General features: G+C 71.9%; 16 protein-coding genes and 1 pseudogene. 8 read left to right on the top strand and 9 right to left on the bottom strand.

Annotated features, from left to right (window positions below; all coding sequences use genetic code 11):
* Window positions 1-67 precede the first annotated feature (67 nt).
* Window positions 68-745: a response regulator transcription factor gene (locus tag A8W25_RS12530; protein WP_067159845.1), complete on the top strand. Its 678-nt coding sequence runs from the start codon at window positions 68-70 to the stop codon at window positions 743-745.
* 59 nt (window positions 746-804) lie between these two features.
* On the top strand, window positions 805-2,067 hold the full coding sequence (locus A8W25_RS12525) for an ATP-binding protein (protein WP_067159843.1): 1,263 nt from the start codon (window positions 805-807) through the stop codon (window positions 2,065-2,067).
* Between the two features lie 5 nt (window positions 2,068-2,072).
* Here A8W25_RS12525 and A8W25_RS12520 read toward each other — a convergent pair whose 3' ends face one another.
* Complete coding sequence (locus A8W25_RS12520; protein ID WP_067159840.1) at window positions 2,073-2,588, bottom strand: GtrA family protein; 516 nt, start codon at window positions 2,586-2,588, stop codon at window positions 2,073-2,075.
* A 195-nt stretch (window positions 2,589-2,783) separates the two neighbouring features.
* Between A8W25_RS12520 and A8W25_RS12515 the strand changes: the two genes are divergently transcribed.
* The 4 genes from A8W25_RS12515 to A8W25_RS12500 all read left to right on the top strand — a co-directional run bounded on the left by A8W25_RS12515 (window position 2,784) and on the right by A8W25_RS12500 (window position 7,084).
* On the top strand, window positions 2,784-3,923 hold the full coding sequence (locus A8W25_RS12515; RefSeq protein ID WP_199831730.1) for a 5-(carboxyamino)imidazole ribonucleotide synthase: 1,140 nt from the start codon (window positions 2,784-2,786) through the stop codon (window positions 3,921-3,923).
* Complete coding sequence (gene purE, locus A8W25_RS12510; protein WP_067159837.1) at window positions 3,920-4,450, top strand: 5-(carboxyamino)imidazole ribonucleotide mutase; 531 nt, start codon at window positions 3,920-3,922, stop codon at window positions 4,448-4,450. The genes A8W25_RS12515 and purE overlap by 4 nt, the downstream gene beginning before the upstream one ends.
* Window positions 4,451-4,455: 5 nt before the next feature.
* Entirely contained in the window at window positions 4,456-5,622 is a 1,167-nt protein-coding gene (locus A8W25_RS12505) for a dipeptidase (protein WP_067161127.1), read from the top strand.
* A gap of 214 nt (window positions 5,623-5,836) precedes the next feature.
* A complete protein-coding gene (locus tag A8W25_RS12500) occupies window positions 5,837-7,084 on the top strand; it encodes a dipeptidase (protein ID WP_079125982.1) in 1,248 nt (415 codons plus the stop codon).
* A gap of 4 nt (window positions 7,085-7,088) precedes the next feature.
* Here A8W25_RS12500 and A8W25_RS12495 read toward each other — a convergent pair whose 3' ends face one another.
* Window positions 7,089-8,414, bottom strand: coding sequence for a UDP-glucose dehydrogenase family protein (locus tag A8W25_RS12495; RefSeq protein WP_067159834.1), 1,326 nt, complete (start codon window positions 8,412-8,414; stop codon window positions 7,089-7,091).
* Window positions 8,415-8,603: 189 nt separating this feature from the next.
* On the opposite strand from A8W25_RS12495, the gene A8W25_RS12490 reads away from it, so the two are divergent.
* Window positions 8,604-9,761, top strand: a complete 1,158-nt coding sequence (locus A8W25_RS12490) for an acyl-CoA dehydrogenase (protein ID WP_079125981.1) — start codon at window positions 8,604-8,606, stop codon at window positions 9,759-9,761.
* Between the two features lie 85 nt (window positions 9,762-9,846).
* On the opposite strand, the gene A8W25_RS12485 is transcribed toward A8W25_RS12490, so the two are convergent.
* The 5 genes and pseudogenes from A8W25_RS12485 to A8W25_RS12465 form a co-directional block, all read right to left on the bottom strand.
* A complete protein-coding gene (locus A8W25_RS12485) occupies window positions 9,847-11,118 on the bottom strand; it encodes an LAETG motif-containing sortase-dependent surface protein (protein ID WP_067159829.1) in 1,272 nt (423 codons plus the stop codon).
* Between the two features lie 210 nt (window positions 11,119-11,328).
* Window positions 11,329-12,672, bottom strand: coding sequence for an LCP family protein (locus A8W25_RS12480; RefSeq protein WP_067161117.1), 1,344 nt, complete (start codon window positions 12,670-12,672; stop codon window positions 11,329-11,331).
* Between the two features lie 154 nt (window positions 12,673-12,826).
* Entirely contained in the window at window positions 12,827-14,539 is a 1,713-nt protein-coding gene (locus A8W25_RS12475; RefSeq protein WP_067159826.1) for an LCP family protein, read from the bottom strand.
* 220 nt (window positions 14,540-14,759) lie between these two features.
* Window positions 14,760-16,094 (bottom strand): LCP family protein, encoded by a 1,335-nt coding sequence (locus A8W25_RS12470; RefSeq protein ID WP_067159822.1) that lies wholly within the window; start codon window positions 16,092-16,094, stop codon window positions 14,760-14,762.
* Window positions 16,095-16,395: 301 nt separating this feature from the next.
* Window positions 16,396-16,836: pseudogene (locus tag A8W25_RS12465) on the bottom strand (TIGR03089 family protein); the annotation flags it as partial.
* A gap of 13 nt (window positions 16,837-16,849) precedes the next feature.
* On the opposite strand from A8W25_RS12465, the gene A8W25_RS12460 reads away from it, so the two are divergent.
* Window positions 16,850-17,710, top strand: coding sequence for a DNA-3-methyladenine glycosylase family protein (locus A8W25_RS12460; RefSeq protein WP_067159819.1), 861 nt, complete (start codon window positions 16,850-16,852; stop codon window positions 17,708-17,710).
* Between the two features lie 69 nt (window positions 17,711-17,779).
* Here the strand turns inward: A8W25_RS12460 and A8W25_RS12455 are convergent, their stop codons facing one another.
* Together A8W25_RS12455 and cofD are read right to left on the bottom strand one after the other, a co-directional pair.
* The gene (locus tag A8W25_RS12455; RefSeq protein WP_067159816.1) at window positions 17,780-19,129 is read right to left on the bottom strand and encodes a coenzyme F420-0:L-glutamate ligase; all 1,350 of its coding nucleotides are present in this window, start codon (window positions 19,127-19,129) and stop codon (window positions 17,780-17,782) included.
* Window positions 19,126-20,082, bottom strand: a complete 957-nt coding sequence (gene cofD, locus A8W25_RS12450) for a 2-phospho-L-lactate transferase (protein WP_067161115.1) — start codon at window positions 20,080-20,082, stop codon at window positions 19,126-19,128. The genes A8W25_RS12455 and cofD overlap by 4 nt, the downstream gene beginning before the upstream one ends.
* Window positions 20,083-20,087: the final 5 nt, after the last annotated feature.

Raw genomic sequence — 20,087 nt, 5'->3', positions numbered from 1 at the left:
CGGCCCCGTCCGGTCCCTGACGGGTTCCACGGACAGCCCGTCCCGGTCGCGGACTACCATCACCCCCATGACCCGTGTACTGCTCGCCGAGGACGACGCGTCCATCTCGGAGCCGCTGGCCCGCGCACTGCGTCGGGAAGGTTACGAGGTCGAGGTCCGCGAGGACGGCCCGACCGCCCTCGACGCAGGACTCCAGGGAGGCGCCGACCTGGTCGTGCTCGACCTGGGGCTGCCCGGTATGGACGGCCTGGAGGTGGCCCGCAGGCTCCGCGCCGAGGGCCACACCGTCCCGATCCTGGTGCTGACCGCCCGCGCCGACGAGGTGGACACCGTGGTCGGCCTGGACGCCGGCGCCGACGACTACGTCACCAAGCCGTTCCGGCTGGCCGAGCTGCTGGCCCGGGTGCGGGCCCTGCTGCGGCGCGGCGCCACCGAGCCCGCCCCCCAGCCCGCCACCCACGGCGTCCGGATCGACGTCGAGTCGCACCGCGCCTGGATGGGCGACGAGGAGCTCCAGCTCACCGCCAAGGAGTTCGACCTGCTGCGGGTCCTCGTACGCGACGCGGGCCGGGTCGTCACCCGTGACCAGCTGATGCGCGAGGTCTGGGACACCACCTGGTGGTCCTCGACCAAGACGCTGGACATGCACATCTCCTGGCTGCGCAAGAAGCTCGGCGACGACGCCGCCAACCCGCGCTACATCGCCACCGTCCGCGGCGTCGGCTTCCGCTTCGAGAAGAGCTGACCACCGGTGGGCCGACGCCGTACGTCGGCCCGCGCCCGTACGTCCTGGGACACTGAGGCATGCGCCGCCGACTGATCAACTCCACGCTCGCCGTGGTGCTCGTGGTGATCGCCGTCTTCGGCGTCTCCCTCGTCATCGTCGAGACCAGGACGATCAGCAGCAGCGCCCAGGAGAGCGTCAGCTCCGAGGCGTTGCGGCTGGTCAGCGTCATCGACAGCCGGATGCTCGCGGGCGAGTCGGTCGGACCGCAGTCGCTGGCCGGGGTCGGCCCCGACCGCTACGCCCGGATCGACATCCCCGGCCGCGCCCCCATCGAGCTCGGCGCCCGGCCCGGCGGCTCGCTCATCCGCGGCACCGCCACGGGCGCGCGCGGCGAGTCGGTCGTGGTCGAGGAGTCCCGCTCCACGGTCACCCGGGAGGTCGGGCGCACCCTGCTGATCATCGGCGCGGTGGCCCTGCTCGCCATCGTCTCTGCGGTGCTCCTGGCCGTACGCCAGGCCAACAAGCTGGCCTCCCCGCTCACCGATCTGGCCGAGACCGCGGAGCGGCTCGGCTCCGGCGCCCCGCGCCCCCGCCACAAGCGGTACGGGGTGCACGAGCTGGACCGGGTCGCCGACGTCCTGGACTCCTCCGCCGAGCGGATCGGGCGGATGCTCACCGCTGAGCGCCGGCTCGCCGCCGACGCCTCCCACCAGCTGCGCACCCCGCTCACCGCGCTCTCGATGCGGCTTGAGGAGATCGCCCTCACCGACGACCTGGACACGGTCAAGGAGGAGGCGACGATCGCGCTCACCCAGGTCGAGCGGCTCACCGACGTGGTGGAGCGGCTGCTCACCAACTCCCGCGACCCCCGGATCGGCTCGGCCGTGGTCTTCGATCTCGACGAGGTGGTCAAGCAGCAGCTGGAGGAGTGGCGCCCGGCCTACCGCAGCGCGGGCCGCGCGATCGTCCGCTCCGGCAAGCAGGGGCTGCGGGCGGTGGGCACCCCGGGGGCGGTGGCCCAGGTGCTGGCGGCGCTGATCGAGAACTCGCTGATGCACGGCGGCGGCACGGTCGCGGTGCGCACCCGGGTCACCGGCAATCAGACCGTGGTCGAGGTCACCGACCAGGGGCCCGGGGTGCCGGCCGACCTCGGGGCGCGGATCTTCGAGCGGACCATCAGCGGCCGCAACTCCACCGGCATCGGCCTCGCCGTCGCCCGCGACCTGGCGGAGGCCGACGGCGGCCGGCTGGAGATGCTCCAGCAGCAGCCCGCCGTGTTCGCGCTGTTCCTGAGCCGGGTGGCGCGCGGCCCGCGCGAGGCGGAGCAGACGATCAGATGACCGGTTTACGACCCTGAATGGTGGCGGGCGTACGGCTGCGGGGCCTCGCCGAGAAAGGATTCGGCGGTCTGCACGGCCTCCCGGGCGGGCAGCGCCCGGAACACCCAGGTGCGGTACGACCAGAACCGGAAGACCGTGCCCAGGCCCAGGCCCACCACGTTCTTGGCGATGTTGTCGGCGAGCGTCGAGGTGTAGCCGAAGCCGTAGTGCGAGAGCGCGAGGACGCCGTTCTCGATCACCAGGCCGATGCCGCTGAACAGCAGGAAGAGCATCAGCTCCCGGCTGCGCCGGCCGCTGTCGGTGTGCCGGTAGGTCCAGTAGCGGTTGCCGACGTAGTTGGTGCCGATGGCGACGGCGGTGGCGATGACACCGGAGCGCACGACCGCGAGGTGGGCCACGTGCACACACAGGTTGAAGACGATCGCGTTGACGACGAACCCGATGGCTCCGACGGCACCGAACTTCGCGATCTCCCGGGCGAGCAGCTGCAGTCGCGTACGCAATGCGCCCCGTTCACTCATGGTGATCGCTCAGCCCCGTTCGGATCGTTTGTCGTTCTTGGATCGGTGTCATGCGTCGTACGTCAACCCAGCCATGCTAACCAGCGCCTCTGGGCATTGCTCGTGGACGCCCGCAAATCCCGGCCACACCCGGCCCCGCACCGGCCCGCGGGCCGCTCCGGCGGGGGCCCCGGGGACGGCGGATACCCTGGGGGTGTGACGTTCCCGGTAGTCGGCATGGTCGGCGGCGGTCAGCTCGCCCGTATGACCCACGAGGCGGGCATCCCCCTCGGCATCAGATTCAAGTTGCTCAGTGACACCCCCCAGGACTCGGCGGCCCAGGTGGTGAGCGAGGTCGTCATCGGCGACCATCGCGACCTGGACACGCTGCGTGCCTTCGCACGCGGCTGCGACGTGATCACCTTCGATCACGAGCACGTACCCACCGAGCACCTGCGGGCCCTGGAGGCGGACGGCATTCCCGTCCGGCCGGGGCCCGACGCGTTGGTGCACGCCCAGGACAAGGGGGTGATGCGCGCCAAGCTCGACGAGATCGGCGCGCCCTGCCCCCGCCACCGGCTGGTGGCGGACCCGGCCGATGTGTCGCGGTTCGCGGCGGAGGGCGAGGGCTACCCCGTCATCCTCAAGACGGTCCGGGGCGGCTACGACGGCAAGGGCGTGTGGTTCGTACGCTCCGAGGCGGACGCGGCGGACGCCTTCAAGGCGGGCGTCGACGTGCTCGCCGAGGAGAAGGTCGACTTCACCCGTGAGCTCGCCGCCAACGTGGTGCGCTCCCCGCACGGCCAGGCGGTCGCCTACCCGGTCGTCGAGTCGGTCCAGGTCGACGGCGTCTGCGACACCGTGATCGCCCCAGCACCCGGCCTCGACGAGGAGCTGGCGGGCGAGGCCCAGCAGCTGGCCCTGCGCATCGCGGACGAGCTGGGTGTGGTCGGCCACCTCGCGGTCGAGCTCTTCGAGACCCGCGACGGGCGCATCCTCGTCAACGAGCTGGCCATGCGCCCGCACAACTCCGGCCACTGGACCCAGGACGGCGCGATCACCTCGCAGTTCGCCAACCACGTCCGGGCCGTGCTCGACCTTCCGCTGGGCGACCCGCGCCCGAGGTCGAAGTGGACGGTCATGTGCAACGTGCTCGGCGGCGACTACCCGGACATGTACTACGCGTATCTGCACTGCATGGCCCGCGACCCGCAGCTCAAGATCCACATGTATGGCAAGGACGTGAAGCCCGGCCGTAAGGTCGGCCACGTCAACACCTACGGCGACGACCTCGCGGACGTACGCGAGCGAGCCCGTCACGCGGCGGACTACCTCAGAGGAACGATCACCGAATGAGTACCACCCCTCCCGTCATCGGCATCGTCATGGGCTCGGACTCCGACTGGCCGGTCATGGAGGCCGCCGCCCAGGCCCTGCACGAGTTCGAGGTCCCGTACGAGGTCGACGTGGTCTCGGCGCACCGGATGCCGCACGAGATGATCGCGTACGGCGAGCAGGCGGCGGACCGCGGTCTGAAGGCGATCATCGCGGGCGCGGGCGGGGCCGCCCATCTGCCCGGCATGCTCGCCTCGGTCACCCCGCTGCCGGTGATCGGCGTCCCGGTGCCGCTGAAGTACCTGGACGGGATGGACTCCCTGCTGTCCATCGTGCAGATGCCGGCCGGGGTGCCGGTGGCGACGGTGTCGGTGGGCGGGGCGCGCAACGCGGGTCTGCTGGCCGCCCGTATGCTGGCCGCCCACGACCCCGAACTCCTCGCGCGCATGCGGGAGTTCCAGCAGGAGCTGAACGACCAGGCGACCGAGAAGGGCAGGCGTCTGCGCGCGAAGGTGGAGTCCGCGCCGTCCTTCGGCTTCGGAAAGTGAGCACGGTGGACCACCTCGCGCGAGCCCGTACGCTGCTGGCCCAGCACCCCGTCGTCGACGGCCACAACGACCTCCCCTGGGCGCTGCGCAACCAGGTCCGCTACGACCTCGACCGCCGTGACGTGGGGCGGGACCAGAGCGAGCATCTGCACACCGATATCCCCCGGCTGCGGGCGGGCGGTGTCGGCGCGCAGTTCTGGTCGGTCTACGTCCGCACCGACATGGCGGGCGACGAGGCGGTCAGCGCGACCCTGGAGCAGATCGACTGCGTGGACCAGCTGATCGCGCGCTACCCCGGGGAGCTGGCGGGGGCGCTGACGGCGGACGACATGGAGAAGGCGCGGGCGGCGGGCCGTATCGCCTCGCTCAAGGGCGCGGAGGGCGGCCACTCCATCAACAACTCCCTCGCCACGCTGCGGGCGTTGTACGCGCTGGGCGTCCGCTATATGACGCTGACGCACAACGACAACATCGCGTGGGCGGACTCGGCGACGGACGCGCCGGGGGTGGGCGGTCTCTCCGCCTTCGGCCACGAGGTGGTCCGCGAGATGAACCGCCTCGGCATGCTGGTCGACCTCTCGCATGTGGCGGCGACGACGATGCGGGACGCGCTGTCCACGTCGACGGCGCCGGTGATCTTCTCGCACTCCTCGGCGCGGGCGGTCTGCGACCACCCGCGCAACATTCCCGACGACGTGCTGTCGCTCCTCCCCGCCAACGGGGGAGTGGCCATGGTGACCTTCGTGCCGAAGTTCATCCTGCCGGCGGCGGTGGAGTGGACGGCGGCGGCGGACGAGAACCTGCGCGCGCACGGGCTGCACGCGCTGGACACCTCGCCCGAGGCGATGGCGCTGCACGCGGCGTTCGAGGCGGCGCACCCGCGTCCGGTCGCGACCGTCGTCACGGTGGCGGACCACCTCGACCACATGCGGGCGGTGGCCGGGATCGACCACATCGGCATCGGCGGTGACTTCGACGGCACGGCGTTCACCCCGTCCGGCCTGGACGACGTCGCCGGCTATCCGAACCTGATCGCCGAACTCCTCAGCCGGGGCTGGTCGGAGTCCGACGTGGCGAAGCTGACGTGGGGGAACGCGGTGCGGGTGCTGCGGGACGCGGAGGCGGTATCCCGCGAACAAACCCACCGGCCCCCGTCCCTGGCCGGCATTTAGGGGCGCGGGGAACTGCGCGACCAGCCCCCACCGGCCCGCAGGTCAAGACCCGGCCCGGAGGGCCGCCCCCACCGGCCGTAGGCCAACGGGGGCCGGGGCGTAGCCCAGGTCGGGGCGCGGGGATACCCCGAACGCCACGGCTGCCGAGACCTGGCGTCGGTGCCGTGTGAGGGTGGGCCTACTGCCGTCGCCGAGGCCGAACCGGGAGACCGTCATGGCAGATCTGCAGGACGAGGCCGACGTCGCCACCGCCGCGATAGGCGCACCGGACCGCCCCGCCCCCCGGAAACGGGGCGGCTCCAAGGCCAAGGCCACACCCCGGGCCGTGGCCGTGGCTCACGATCCCGCGCCGGGAGCCGCCGCACCGGAGGCCCCCGCGCCAGAGGCCGCCCCGCCGGAGGCCCCCGCGTCCGGGGACATCGGCGACACCCTCGACCCCGACGTGCGCACCCGCATCCACGCCCTCCTGCGCGCCCACCCCGTCGCCGACGGCTACAACACCCTCGCCCAGGTGCTCGTGCACACCCCGTGGCACGACGTGGAGCTCGGGGAGAGTTCGCTGGACACCGACATCCCCCGGCTGCGGCACGGCGGCGTCGGAGCGCAGTTCTGGTCGCTGATGGTCCCGGCCGACTGCCCGGACCCCGTCAGCGCCACCCTCGAACGCGTCGACCGGCTCCGTACGCTCGTCGACGCCTGCCCGGAGGGGCTGCGGCTCGCCCAGGCCGTCGGGGACCTCGCCGACGCCCGTAACCACGGCCGTATCGCCTCGCTCTTCGGGCCCGTCGCCGCCCACGCGCTGGGCGACTCGCTGGGCACGGTCCGGGCGTACCACGCCCTCGGCGTACGAGCCGTCGCCCTCACCGCCACCGCCAGCTGGACCCGCGCGGGACTGACCCGCTTCGGGCAGGAGGTCGTACGGGAGCTCAACCGGCTCGGCATGGTCATCGACCTGTCCGGCGCCGCCCCGGAGACCGTCCGGCAGGCCCTGGGCGCCGCCAAGGCGCCGCTGGTCTTCACCCGCTCGGCCGCCCGCGCCCTCACCGACCACCCGCTCAACGTCACCGACGAGCTGCTCGCCGGGCTGCCCGAGAACGGGGGAGTCTGCCTCGTGAGCTTCGCGCCCGCCCAGGTCGCGCGGGCCGGGCGGCCCGCCTGTGCGCAGGACGTCGCCGACCACATCGAGCATCTGCGCGCAGTCGTCGGGCCGCAGCACATCGGGCTCTCGGGCGGGTACGGCCTGACGGCGGGCGCCCCGCGCACCGTCGGCCTGGAGGACGCCTCCCGCTACCCCGTACTGCTCGCCGAGCTGATCGGCCGCGGCTGGGACGACACCGATCTCGCCGCCCTGACCTGGGGAAATCTCGCCCGGGTCATCCGTGACGTCGACTTCGCCGCCAGAGCCGCCCAGCCCCGCCGAGGGCCCTCGACGGCCACCATCGAGGATCTCGACCCGAGGTAGGGGGCTACGCCCTGGGGCGGCCCATCGCCCGGAACGTCCAGCCCGCCTCGCGCCACTTCACCGCGTCCAGCGCGTTCCGCCCGTCCAGGACGATCCGGGCCCCGGCCACCTCGCCCAGCGCGGCCGGGTCCAGCTCGCGGAACTCGCGCCACTCGGTGAGGTGGAGCACCACGTCCGCGCCCCGGACCGCGTCGAGCGCGGTGTCCGCGTAACCGAGCGTGGGGAAGAGGCGGCGGGCGTTGTCCATGCCCTTGGGGTCGTAGACGGTGACCTGGCCGCCCTGGAGGTGGATCTGCCCGGCCACGTTCAGGGCGGGCGAGTCGCGTACGTCGTCGGAGTCCGGCTTGAAGGTCGCGCCGAGCACCGCGACCCGCTTGCCGAGGAAGGACCCGTCGCCGAGCGCCTCCCGCGCCATCTCGACCATCTGGCCGCGGCGGCGCATGTTGATGGAGTCGATCTCGCGCAGGAAGGTGAGCGCCTGGTCGGCGCCGAGCTCACCGGCCCGGGCCATGAACGCGCGGATGTCCTTGGGCAGACAGCCGCCGCCGAAGCCGATCCCGGCCCGCAGGAACTTCGAGCCGATCCGCTCGTCGTGCCCGATGGCCTCGGCGAGCTTCACGACATCCCCGTCCGCGGCCTCGCACACCTCGGCCATGGCGTTGATGAACGAGATCTTGGTGGCCAGGAACGAGTTCGCGGAGGTCTTCACCAGCTCGGCCGTCGGGAAGTCGGTCACCACGAAGGGGGAGCCCTCCGAGACCGGCGTCCCGTACACCTCGCGCAGCAGCTTCTCGGCCCGCTCGCTCTCCACGCCGACCACGATCCGGTCGGGGTGCAGGGTGTCGTTCACGGCGAAGCCCTCACGCAGGAACTCGGGGTTCCAGGCCAGCTCCACGCCCTCGGGCAGCCCCGCGGCGAGCCGGGCGGCGGACCCGACCGGCACGGTCGACTTGCCGACCACGAGCGCGCCCTCGCGCAGGTGCGGGGCCAGCGACCCGAAGGCGGCGTCGACGTACGACATGTCGCACGCGTACTCGCCGTGCTTCTGCGGAGTGTTCACACAGACGAAGTGCACATCGCCGAAGGCGCCGACCTCCTCCCAGGAGGTGGTGAAGCGCAGCCGCCCGCTGGACCCCTCGATCCCGGCGACGTGCCTGCTCAGCAGCTCTTCGAGGCCGGGCTCGTACATCGGCACGCGCCCCTGGGCCAGCATCTCGATCTTCTCGGGGACGACATCGAGGCCCAGCACCTCGAACCCCAGCTCCGCCATGGCCGCGGCATGGGTGGCCCCGAGGTATCCGGTGCCGATCACAGTGATCTTGAGGGCCATGCGGTGCTCCTGGGAGGTACGGGCTTGAGGGCGCTGCCCGAGCATAGTCGGGGCCCCGCGGCGCCCGTGATCCGCACTGATCACAAGCGATCGCCGCCTGTCGTCAAGCTCACGTATGCCCCGGGCCGTACACCCCACTAAAATTAAGGTTACTTAACGGTAGTTAGCGCCCTTGGGGAGTGAGTCACCTTGGCCGGAACGGCTGATTTCGACCTGTACCGCCCGTCCGAAGAACACGACATGCTCCGCGACGCGATCCGTTCGCTCTCCGAGGCGAAGATCGCGCCGTTCGCGGCCGAGGTCGACGAGGAGGCCCGCTTCCCGCAGGAGGCGCTGGACGCGCTGGTCGCCAACGACCTGCACGCGGTGCACGTCCCCGAGGAGTACGGCGGCGCCGGCGCCGACGCCCTCGCCACCGTCATCGTGATCGAGGAGGTGGCCCGTGTCTGCGCCTCCTCCTCCCTCATCCCGGCCGTGAACAAGCTCGGCTCGCTCCCGGTGATCCTCTCCGGCTCCGAGGAGCTGAAGAAGAAGTACCTGGGCCCGCTGGCCAAGGGCGACGGGATGTTCTCGTACTGCCTCTCGGAGCCGGACGCCGGCTCGGACGCGGCGGGCATGAAGACCCGCGCGGTCCGCGACGGCGACTTCTGGGTCCTCAACGGCGTGAAGCGCTGGATCACCAACGCGGGCGTCTCCGACTACTACACGGTGATGGCCGTCACCGACCCGGAGAAGCGCTCGAAGGGCATCTCCGCCTTCGTCGTCGAGAAGTCGGACCCGGGCGTCTCCTTCGGCGCCCCGGAGAAGAAGCTCGGCATCAAGGGCTCCCCGACCCGCGAGGTCTACCTCGACAACGTCCGGATCCCCGCCGACCGCATGATCGGCGAGGAGGGCACCGGCTTCGCCACGGCGATGAAGACCCTGGACCACACCCGCATCACCATCGCGGCCCAGGCCCTCGGCATCGCCCAGGGCGCCCTCGACTACGCCAAGGGCTACGTCAAGGAGCGCAAGCAGTTCGGCAAGCCGATCGCCGAGTTCCAGGGCATCCAGTTCATGCTCGCCGACATGGCGATGAAGATCTCCGCCGCCCGCGCGCTCACCTACCAGGCGGCCGCGGCCTCCGAGCGCGGCGACGCGGACCTGACCTACCTGGGCGCGGCGGCGAAGTGCTTCGCCTCCGACGTCGCCATGGAGGCCACCACGGACGCCGTCCAGCTCCTCGGCGGCTACGGCTACACCCGTGACTACCCGGTCGAGCGCATGATGCGCGACGCCAAGATCACCCAGATTTATGAAGGTACGAATCAGGTTCAGCGGATCGTGATGGCGCGCAACCTGCCGTAACCCGGCCCGCCCCGGCGGCGAACGACCCGGGCCCGCATCCGTGACGCACGGATGCGGGCCCGAGGTGTGTGCGGGGTGACCGTGCTCAGCCGTGGTTGCGGCGGCGGCGTACGGCCAGGAGCGCGCCCCCGCCGACCACCACGGCCGCACCGCCCGCGAGGGCGAGCTCGGGGGTGGCGGAGGAGGAGCCGGTGGCGGCGAGGGTGCCGGTCGACGGGTCCAGCGGGGTGCTGGACGTCGTGCCCTGCGTCTTGTTGTCCGGGGTGTTCGCCTTGCCCTTGGCGGACTTGGCCGGGTCGACCTTCCCGGGCTTGCTGCCGGCCGCGAGGATCTCGAAGCCGTACTCGGTCAGGTCCGGCGAACCGCCGCACGAGCCGTCGGCGTTGCGGTAGTCACCGGCGACGAACGCGATGCCCGGGCCCGCCGGGGCCTTGGCGTCGACCTTGAGGCGGAGCTTGAGGTCGACGTGGCGGCCCTTGCCCAGGTTGGTGACGACGCCCGCGCGGTGCAGGACGTCGACGTCCTTCCAGCCGCCCGAGGCGGCCGTGGACCACTGCAGGCGCAGCAGGTCGTCGGTGACCTTGTAGCCGCTCCGGTCGGTCGCGTGGACGTACGTGAACGGCCAGACCTTGTCGAGGGTGCGGCCCGTGCCGTTGGTGACCCGCAGCGAGAAGTCGGCGTTCGTCCCCGCGACGATCTTCGACGGCAGGCCGGTGGCGACCGTGGTCAGACCGGCGGCGGGCTCGCAGCCCGGGTTCTCGGCCGCCTTCTTGGCGTCCGCCAGCGCCTTGTCGGCGGCTTCCTTCGCCGTGAAAGCGATCCGGACGGCCTCGGAGGCCTGGTACAGCGCCTTGAACGCGGCGACCTCGGCGTCCTTGGCCTCCTTGGTGGCCGCCGTGGCCTTCTCCACGGCGGTCTTCTCCACGCCGGCCGCCTTCTCGGCGTCCTTCGTGGCCTCCGCGAGCGTCTTCTGGGCGGCGGCCCGGTCCTCGGGCGTCGCGTCGGCGGGCAGCTTGTCCAGCGTGAACCGGGCGTCCGAGACGGCCTTGTCGGCGGCGGTCCGCGCGGCGGTCGCGGTGCCCGCCTCCTTGTCGGCGGCCTTGGCCTTGACGTGGAGCGGCGCGGTGTCGGAGGTCGCCGCGGCCACGGCGTCGCGGGCGCTCTTCTCGGCGGCGAGCGCGTCCTCGTACGCCTTCTTCGCCGCGGCGGCGGCCTTCTCCAGCTCCGCGACGGTCGGCTTCTTCTGTGTCTGCGCGGCCGGCTTGGTGTCGGCGAAGGCGGGTCCGGCCGACAGGATCACCACGGGCGCGGTCACAGCGGCGGCGACGGCCGTCGCCAGAGCACGGCGAATGTTCACTACAGCCCTTCGGAGTACGGGAGAATGCACGAACGCCGGTGATCGTATGACCGGAACAAGGGCCGCAGCAGGGGTTTCTTCACGCCAAAAGCCCCGCCGTGCCCGCCTGTTGGGCGGGCAAAGCGGGGCAAGGGCGGGCAGTTGTGCAGGCTGCCCGTGTTTTCTGTGTGAGTCTTGTCGCGCCGCCGGATGTACCGGCGGTTACCCGAGCTACCGCGACGAAGTCACCGTGACCTTCTGGTCGTTGCTCAGCTCGTTCACCAACTGCTTGACCTTCGAGCTGTCCCACATCAGGGACGACTGCGGGCCGTTGCCGGAGATCGGCATGTTCATCGAGGTGCCGCCGCCGCTGGTGACGCCCTTCATCGCCCAGAACATGTCCGCCAGGTCGAACAGGCTCATGTCCTTGTCGACGACCAGGGTGTCCAGGCCCGCGCCCATCACCGGGTACAGCTTGAACGGGTTGAGCACGGTCGACGGGGTCGCCGTCTGGCTGGCCAGGGCGGACAGGAAGCGCTGCTGGTTCTTGGTGCGCTCCAGGTCGCCCGCCGCGTAGCCGTGGCGGTTGCGGACGAAGGCCAGGGCCTGCTGGCCGTCGAGGGTCTGCTTGCCCTTCTTGAAGTCGGCGCCCGAGTCCTTGTCCTTGATGTCCTGCGGGATGTCGATCTCCACACCGCCGACCGCGTCCACGATGTCCGCGAAGCCCGCGAAGCCGATCTCGGCGTAGTGGTCGATGTGCAGCCCGGTGTTGGCCTCGATCGTGCGCACGAGCAGCTCGGGGCCGTCCATCGCGTACGCCGCGTTCAGCTTGTTGTGGCCCTTGGCCGGGAACAGCTTGCCGGACTCGGAGCCCTTGAAGCTGGGGATCTGCACCCACGAGTCACGCGGCAGCGAGATCATCGTGTTCCCGTTGTCACCGGTGTGCAGGATCATCATCGAGTCGGTCCGCTTGCCCTCGGCGGAGCCGGTGTGCAGCTTCTTCTTCTCGTCCTTGGACAGCCCGTCGCGGGAGTCCGAACCGACGATCAGGTAGTTGGTGCCCTTGCCGTCGCCGGGGCGGTCGATGACCTTGGACAGGTCCACCTCGCGGCGCACCTTGGAGTCGGCCCAGAAGTACGTGCCGACGCCGACGCCGACCACGGTCACCACCAGGACCAGCGAGCCGATCATGATGCGGCGCCGCCAGTTCGGCCGGGGCCTGGCGGGCGCCCCCGCCGCGCCCGGGCCGCCGCCCGGGCCACCGGGACCCCGGCCGCCGGGGCCGCCGGGCCCGCCCGGGCCGCGCCCGGCCGGGGTGCCGTAGACCTGGCCGTCGCTGTAGCCGCTGTCGTACGAACCGGGTGCGGGCACACCGTTGCCGTACTGCTGCTGACCGTAGCCCTGCCCGTCGTCGTACGAGGGCTGCTGCGGCGGGACCGGGCGCTGCGGGCGCACGGGCGCGGAGCCCACGGGGCGCTGCACATGGCGCATCACGCGCGGGCCGTCCGGCTGCGCGGCGGAGCTGCCGCGGCCGTAGCGCTCGCCGCGGTCGTCGTCGGACCATCCGTCGTTCATGCCGTCAAGCATGCACGGGTCCCCCGCGTGTCTGACAGGGCGGGTGGCCCCAATACCCCCTGTCTCAGGTGGTCCCCGCGCCCCGTAAGGGCCGGAAACCTGTTGTCACTTGGCACACGTCAGTTGCGTACGCATCAGTTGCATACGGCAGTCGTCACTTGGCACACACCGACTTGTCCGCTTCGACCTTCTGGATGCCCTCGGGGGCCTTGGCCGGAGCGGTGATCGGAATGCCGGCGCCCTTGAAGTCCGCGCCCAGCGTCAGCACCATCGGCGTCTTGCCGACGGCGTCCTGGGTCCCGGGCTTGAGCGCGGTCGCGGGCAGACCCATCAGATCGGCGATCTTGCGGGCCTGGTCCGCCTGGTTGGGCGCGTACTCCAGTGTGGTGTTGGCCAGCTTCGCCGGGGCGTTGCCGCCGTTGTCCGACTTCAGCACGCCCTTGCTGTTCTGCAGCCACAGCAGCGTCTGGGAGGCGGAACCCGCCACCGCGCCGCCGTTGAGTACCCGCACGCGCACGGCGGACGCCTGGGCGCGGGTGCCCTTGAGGAGCGCCGCCTGGGCGTCCTTGGCCTGGCTCTCCTTCTTCTTCACCTCGGTGAAGGACACATCGGAGCGCATCATGCTGAACACCTGCGGCGCCTTGACCGGGTCGACGACCACGGTCTTGTGCACCTTGCCGTCAGCCGGATTGTCGATGACCGGAACCGTCGCGAAGGTGACGTTCTTCAGATCGACCTTGCTGAGGTCCTGCGCGAGGCTGGTCAGCTTCTTGATCGACCCTATGCCCGAGTCGACCGTGAGCGCCTTGGTCGCCGCGTTCGCCAGCCCGTACATCTTGGTCGGGCTGCTCAGTGTCGAGTCGGACTTCATCTTCCGCATCATCGAACTGAGGAACTGCTGCTGCTGCTTGATCCGGTCGAGGTCGCTCTCGTTGCCGAAGCTGTGCCGGGTCCGTACGAAGGCGAGGGCCTGCTCGCCCTTGATCTTGGAGACACCGGCCGGCAGCTTGAGGTGCGACTTGGGGTCGTTCACCGGCTTGGTCAGGCACACCTCGACGCCGCCGACGGCCGTCGACAACTGCTTGACCGCGTTGAAGTCGGCCATCATGAAGTGGTCGACGCTCAGCCCGGTGAGCGCCTTGACCGTACGCATGGTGCAGCCCGGGTCGCGGCCGTCCTGGCCCAGGCTGGTGTTGAAGCGCACGCTCGTCTCGGACCGCACCGTCCTGCTGGTGCCGTCCTTCTGCTTGGTCGGGCACTCCGGGATGTTGGTGACCAGGTCGCGCGGGATGGACAGGGCGGTCGCGTTCGTCCGGTCCTTGGAGACATGGAAGAGGATGTTGGTGTCGGCGTGGCCCTCGCTGCCCTTGTCGCCGTACCCCTCGTTGCCCTTGCCGGTGCGCTTGTCCGTCCCGATGATCAGGATGTTGACCGGCCCGTCGGAGGTGGCGTGCTTGCTGCCCGCGTCACCGACGTCCACGGTGTTCAGGTTGTTGTTGAAGTGCTGGTAGAGCAGGTACGCGCCGGTCGAGCCCGCGACGAGGACGAACCCCATCACGCCGCCCGTCCACAGCAGCACCTTCTTCTTGCGGGACGCCTTGGGCTTGCGCTTGCGGCGGCCCGGCGCGGCCGGGGCCTCGTCCTGGGCGCCGCCCGAGCGGCGGTTGTCACGCTGACCGGGGACATCGCGGCGGCTGGGGCCGCCTCTGCCGGGGGCGGTGGTTCTGCGCGGGGGAGTGTCTGCCGACGGGGACGACTGCGGTCCGGAGGGATTCAGTCGCAATTCGTAATTGCCCGTCTGCGGGTTGAGTACCCACTGGTCTGCCGGGTCGACTTCCTCTGCCCGCCCACGGCTCTGCGCATCCACGGTTGCCTTAGTCCTCCGTCGGTGCCACTCGAGTCACTTCCCCCAAAGCGCTCAGTCATTCGATCCTGCGGTGCGTGGCCTCGGGTGGCCCACGCACCGGGTCGCGTCACACTATCTGCCCAGTTGAGCGAAGAGCGACGGCCGTGACAAATTCCACGCCCCTTACAACCGGGCAATCCGCCCAATCCGTATCCCCACCTGTTCTCCGTTGGCATGCGCTTTACCCGCACATGCCCACGGCGGCATTCGAACCCGGGTACGTCGGCGCCGGGCTGGGGGACACCGGGTCGTCGGGCTTGTCGTCCGACGACGGGCCGTCCGCCCCTTCGGAGGGTCCCGTCCGCACGGGCGCGTCCCCCTTCTCCTTCTCCGCCGTCCCGGCCGGCCCCACCTTCAGCGGCCGGTCGTCCCTCAGCTGCTGGAACAGCGTCCGCGCGTCCGGCTGGACCAGCTCGTCGCGGTTCGTGTCGTAGGTGTACGGCCTGCGCGGCACGGTGAGGAACTGCACCTTGTCGGTCGGGATTCCGCGCATCCCGCGCACCAGGTCGTACAGGTCCTTCAGGGAATTCAGCCCCGGGTCGGTGGTGAGCGACTTCGTCATCGCGTCGAGCACCGGATAGAGCCGGGTCGGATTGAGCAGCACCCCATTGCTCTGCACCTTGCGCACCAGCGAGCCGAGGAACTGCTGCTGGCGGTCCATGCGCTCGGTGTCACTGCCGTCGCCGAAGCCGTGCCGGGCGCGGACGAAGCCCAGCGCCTGCTCGCCGTGGAGCGTCTGGCGGCCCGCCGGGAGCTTCAGATGCGCCTGCCGGTCGTCCACCGGCTCCTTGAGGCAGACCTCGACGCCGTCGACCGCGTCCACCATGTCCTTGAAACCGCTGAAGTCGACGATCATGTGGTGGTCGACGCGGATTCCCGTCATCTTCTCCACCGTACGGATGGTGCAGGCGGCGCCGCCGAACTCGAACGCCCAGTTGAACTGCGCCAGTTGGGCCTTGGAGCGGTTGCCGTCCTGCTTGAGGCAGTCGGGGATCTCCGCCATCAGGTCGCGCGGCAGCGAGACGGCGGTGGCGGACTTCCGGTCCGCCGCCAGGTGCAGCAGGATCGTGGTGTCCGAGCGCTGGCTCCCGCCGTCGTCGCGGCCGTACGCGCTGTTGCTGCCCGCGCGCGAGTCCGAGCCGATGAGCAGCAGGTTCTGCGCGTCGCCCGTGCCGGGCGGGGGGCGCTCCTTGTCGTAGCGCTCCAGCTCGGCGGCGGCCGTGGTGTCCGTACGGATGTTGTTGTCGAGCTTCTTGTAGAACCACCAGCCGGTACCGGCGGCGGCGAGCACGAGGAACGAGACGCCGAGGGCGGTCCAACGCAGCCAGTGGTGACCGCGGTTGGCGCCTTCGGGCGCGTCGGGCGTATCGGCTTGCGCGGGCGCGTGGGGTTCCGTGGCGGCGGTGGACGTCGTGGGCCCGTCCGGCTCCGGGGGTGTCGGCGTGTCCGGTCGTGGCTCGTCCTCGGCCCGGTGGTCGGGCTCGGGGGGCGGGCTGTCGGTCACGTCGGCGTCCATCCTTCACGGGTCGGCGGCGCACGGAATGCGGCCGGGGCACCCCGGTAGACGGTCGTCGCGCGCGCTTGGTTGTGTGGCGTACCGCTGATCATCCACCGGAGTTGGGCCCGGAGTCCCGGGGACTCGGCCCGCTGTGGGCCACAAGGGTGGCGTCGGGGGGATGGTCGTACCGGGTGCGCGCGACGGGCGTGCGACAGCTGTCCGACGGCCGATCGGACGGCCGTGGGGGTGACCGTTTCCGGTGACCGTTTCCTGTGGACGTACAGCGGGCCGCCGGTGGACGTCCGGCGGCCCGCGCCCGTCACACCGCCCGGTGCGTGACCCGCTCGCTCTCGATCCGCTTCTCGAGGCCGCCGTCGGCCAGTTGGTCCAGGTTGCGGCAGAGCACCACCGAGCCGCCCGAGGCCAGCGGCGCGTACAGGCCGCGCGCCAGGCCCTCCCAGCCGTTGTACGGGAGCGCCGACAGCAGCCGCGAGCCGGGCTCCAGGCCCAGGGCCGCGGCGTCGGCACGGGCGCGCTCCACGAGCCCGGCCGCGCTCAGCTCGGCGCCGTCCACGGCGAGCGCGGGCCCCGCCGGGTCGACCGGGGCGTACGGCGCGAACCGGTCGCCCTGGCTCGGCACCTCGACCGCGTAGTCCTGGAACCCGGCGGGCGGCTGCGGGAAGCGGCCGCCGAGCGGGCGCAGCGCGAGCGCCACCCGCTCGCCGGAGCAGGCGCGGGCCGCGTCCAGCGCGTCCGGCCCCCTCGACCTCGGCCTGGTCCTGGGCCCCCTCCGAAGGGGCCCGGCGGACCCCACCTTCCGCACCACCCCCGACGGCTCGATCTGGCGAGCCTCCCGCACCCCCGACGGCCCCGGCACGATCCGCCTCGCCCTCCGCGACGGCCGGGCGGAGGCCGAGGCATGGGGCCCCGGCGCCGAGTGGCTGCTCGGCCACCTCCCGGAGCTGCTCGGGGACACCGACGAGCCCGACCGCTTCGCCCCCCGCCACCGGCTCATCGCCGAGTCCGCCCGCCGCCGCCCCGGCCTGCGCCTGACCCGGACCGGCCTGGTCCTGGAGTCGCTGATCCCCTCGATCCTGGAGCAGAAGGTCACCACGGACGAGGCCTACCGCGCCTGGCGGCTGCTGGTGCGCAAGTACGGCGAGCCCGCCCCCGGCCCGGCCCCGGCCGGTCTGTACGTCATGCCCGACCCCAGGACCTGGGCCCTGATCCCGTCCTGGGAGTGGCACCGCGCGGGCGTGGACGCCCAGCGCTCGTCGACGGTCCTGCGCGCGGTACGCGTGGCCCGACGTCTGGAGGAGGCCGTCGCCCTGGACCCGGAGGCCGCCGCGGCCCGGCTCCACCTGGTCCCCGGCATCGGCCCCTGGACCAGCGCCGAGACCCTGCAGCGCGCGATGGGCGCCCCCGACCTGGTCAGCGTCGGGGACTACCATCTGCCGGGCATCGTCGGGTACGCCCTGGCGGGCGACCGCACCGCCGACGACGCCGCGATGCTGGAGCTCCTCGCCCCGTACGCGGGTCAGCGCCACCGCGCCACCCGGCTGATCCTCCTCAGCGGCCGCACCCCGCCCCGCCGAGCGCCCCGGATGACGCCCGGCAACATCGGGGCGCTGTAGCGCGAGGCGGGTGAGGTGGGCGGGGAGGGCGAGGAGGGTGGACGGTGAGCCCGACCGTACGGAGAACCCTCAGCGCACCTCGATGAACGCGTCCGCCACCCGCCCCGGCCGCTCCTTCGGCGCCTCGGCGGCCTGTCCGACCGCCACCGCGCCCATCGGGTCCCAGTGCGCGGGCAGGTCGAGGACCTCCCGTACTACCTCGCGGCAGAACATCGTGGACGACACCCACGCCGAGCCGAGCCGCTCGCCCGCCAGCGCCACCAGGAAGTTCTGCACGCCCGCGCCCGTGGCGACCACGAACATCTCGCGCTCGGCCGCGTCCCGGCGCGGGTCGCCGTAGCTGTGCGAGCCGTCCATGACCAGGCAGGGCACCACCAAGTACGGCGCGTCGCGCAGGACCTGGCCACGGCGCACCCGCTTGGCGACGAACTCCTCGGACTTGCCGTCGCGCCGGAGGTCGGCGACCCACGCGTCCCGCATCGCGTCCAGCAGCCGTATCCGCGACTCCTCGGACTCCAGCAGCACGAACCGCCAGGGTGTGGTGTGGTGCGGCGCCGGGGCCGTGACGGCCGCGGCCACCGCGCGGCGCACCGCCCCGGGGTCCACGGGGGCGTCGGTGAACGTCCGGACCGTACGCCGCTGGGTCACCGCCGTGCGGATCGCCTCCGAGGTGCCGAGGCGGAACATGTCGTCGGCCGCGCCCCGCACCAGCGCCCGGGTGCCGCCCTCGGCGTCCGCCGAGACCAGGTGCGCCAGGCCGCTGACCACCGCGACCGGGAAGCCGGTGGCCTTGCCCTTGACCAGGTCGCCCGCGGCGGCCAGCTCGTCGGCGCTGGCCACGACGGTCGCGCTCAGCTCGTTGCCGTGGGTGTCGGTGCCGCCGCGCAGGTCGTCCAGGACGCGCACGCCCGCGGCGCCGATCGCCACGTCGGTGAGCCCGGAGCGCCACGGCCGCCCGAAGGTGTCCGTCACCAGGACGCCCACCTCGACGCCGAGCGCGGCCCGGATCCCGGAGCGGATCGCCTCGGCCGAGGCGTCGGGGTCCTCGGGCAGCAACAGCACGGTCCCGGCGGGGGTGTTGGAGGCGTCGACCCCGGCGGCGGCCATGATCAGGCCCTGCCGGTTCTCGACGATGCGCAGGGCGCCGCGCCGGGCCACCACCCGTACCGTCTCGGCGTCGATCGCCGCCTCCCGGTCCACCGCCTCGACGATGCGCCCCTCGGCCTTGGAGACGATCTTCGAGGTGACCAGCAGGACGTCCCCGTCGACGAGGTCGGGCGCGGCCCCCGCGATGAGCTTCGCGAGATCGTCCCCGGCCCGCACCTCCGGTATCCCGCCCACGGCCCGTACCCGGTACGAGGGCGGGGCGCTCGCGGGGTCGGCGGCCACGGTGTCCGTGGCAAGGGCGTCGGTGGTCATGCCCGCACCTCTTCCGCCAGCGTCAGCGCCTCGCGGGCCATCGCCGCCGTCGCGTCCGGATCCGTCATCATCAGCGGGACCGCGCGGCAGCGGATGCCCGCCGCCTCGACCCGCTCCACGGCGGCCTCGTCGACCGTGTCGACCAGCCAGCCGTCGAGGAGCCCCGACCCGTAGTGCTCGGCGACCGCCGCGGCCGTCGACTCGACGCCGACGGCGGCGAGCACCTTGTCCGCCATGCCCCGCACCGGCGCGTCCCCGACGATCGGGGAGAGCCCGACCACCGGGACGCCCGCCTCCGCGATCGCCTCGCGGATGCCGGGCACGGCCAGGATGGTGCCGACGCTGACGACCGGGTTGGACGGCGGGAAGAGGATCACGTCGGCGGCGGCGATGGCCTCCAGGACGCCGGGCGCGGGCTTGGCCTGGTCGGCCCCGACCGGCACCACGGCCGTCGCGTCCAGGGACGCCCGCAGCTTCACCCAGTACTCCTGGAAGTGGATGACCTTCCGCTCCCCGTCGGCCTCGACGGCCACATGCGTCTCGACCCGGTCGTCGGACATCGGGAGCAGCCGGACGCCCGGCTGCCAGCGGGCGCAGAGCGCCTCGGTGACCGCGCTCAGCGGATAGCCCGCGCCGAGCATCTGCGTACGGACGATGTGGGTCGCGAAGTCGCGGTCGCCCAGGCCGAACCACTCGGGTCCCACCCCGTACGCCGCGAGCTCCTCCTTGACGTGGAAGGACTCGTCGGTCCTGCCCCAGCCCTGCTCCTCGTTGATGCCACCGCCCAGGGTGTACATCACCGTGTCGAGGTCGGGGCAGACCTTCAGCCCGAACAGATGGATATCGTCACCGGTGTTGCCGACCACCGTGATGTCCGCGTCCGGCGCGGCCTGCTTGAGGCCGCGAAGGAAACGGGCACCGCCGATGCCGCCGGCCAGAACCACAATGCGCATGTACA

This window comes from Streptomyces sp. ERV7, from assembly GCF_001653515.1.
Lineage (GTDB): Bacteria > Actinomycetota > Actinomycetes > Streptomycetales > Streptomycetaceae > Streptomyces.
Note: the sequence above shows the minus strand (reverse complement) of the source record. Positions and strands in the feature narration are given on the sequence as shown.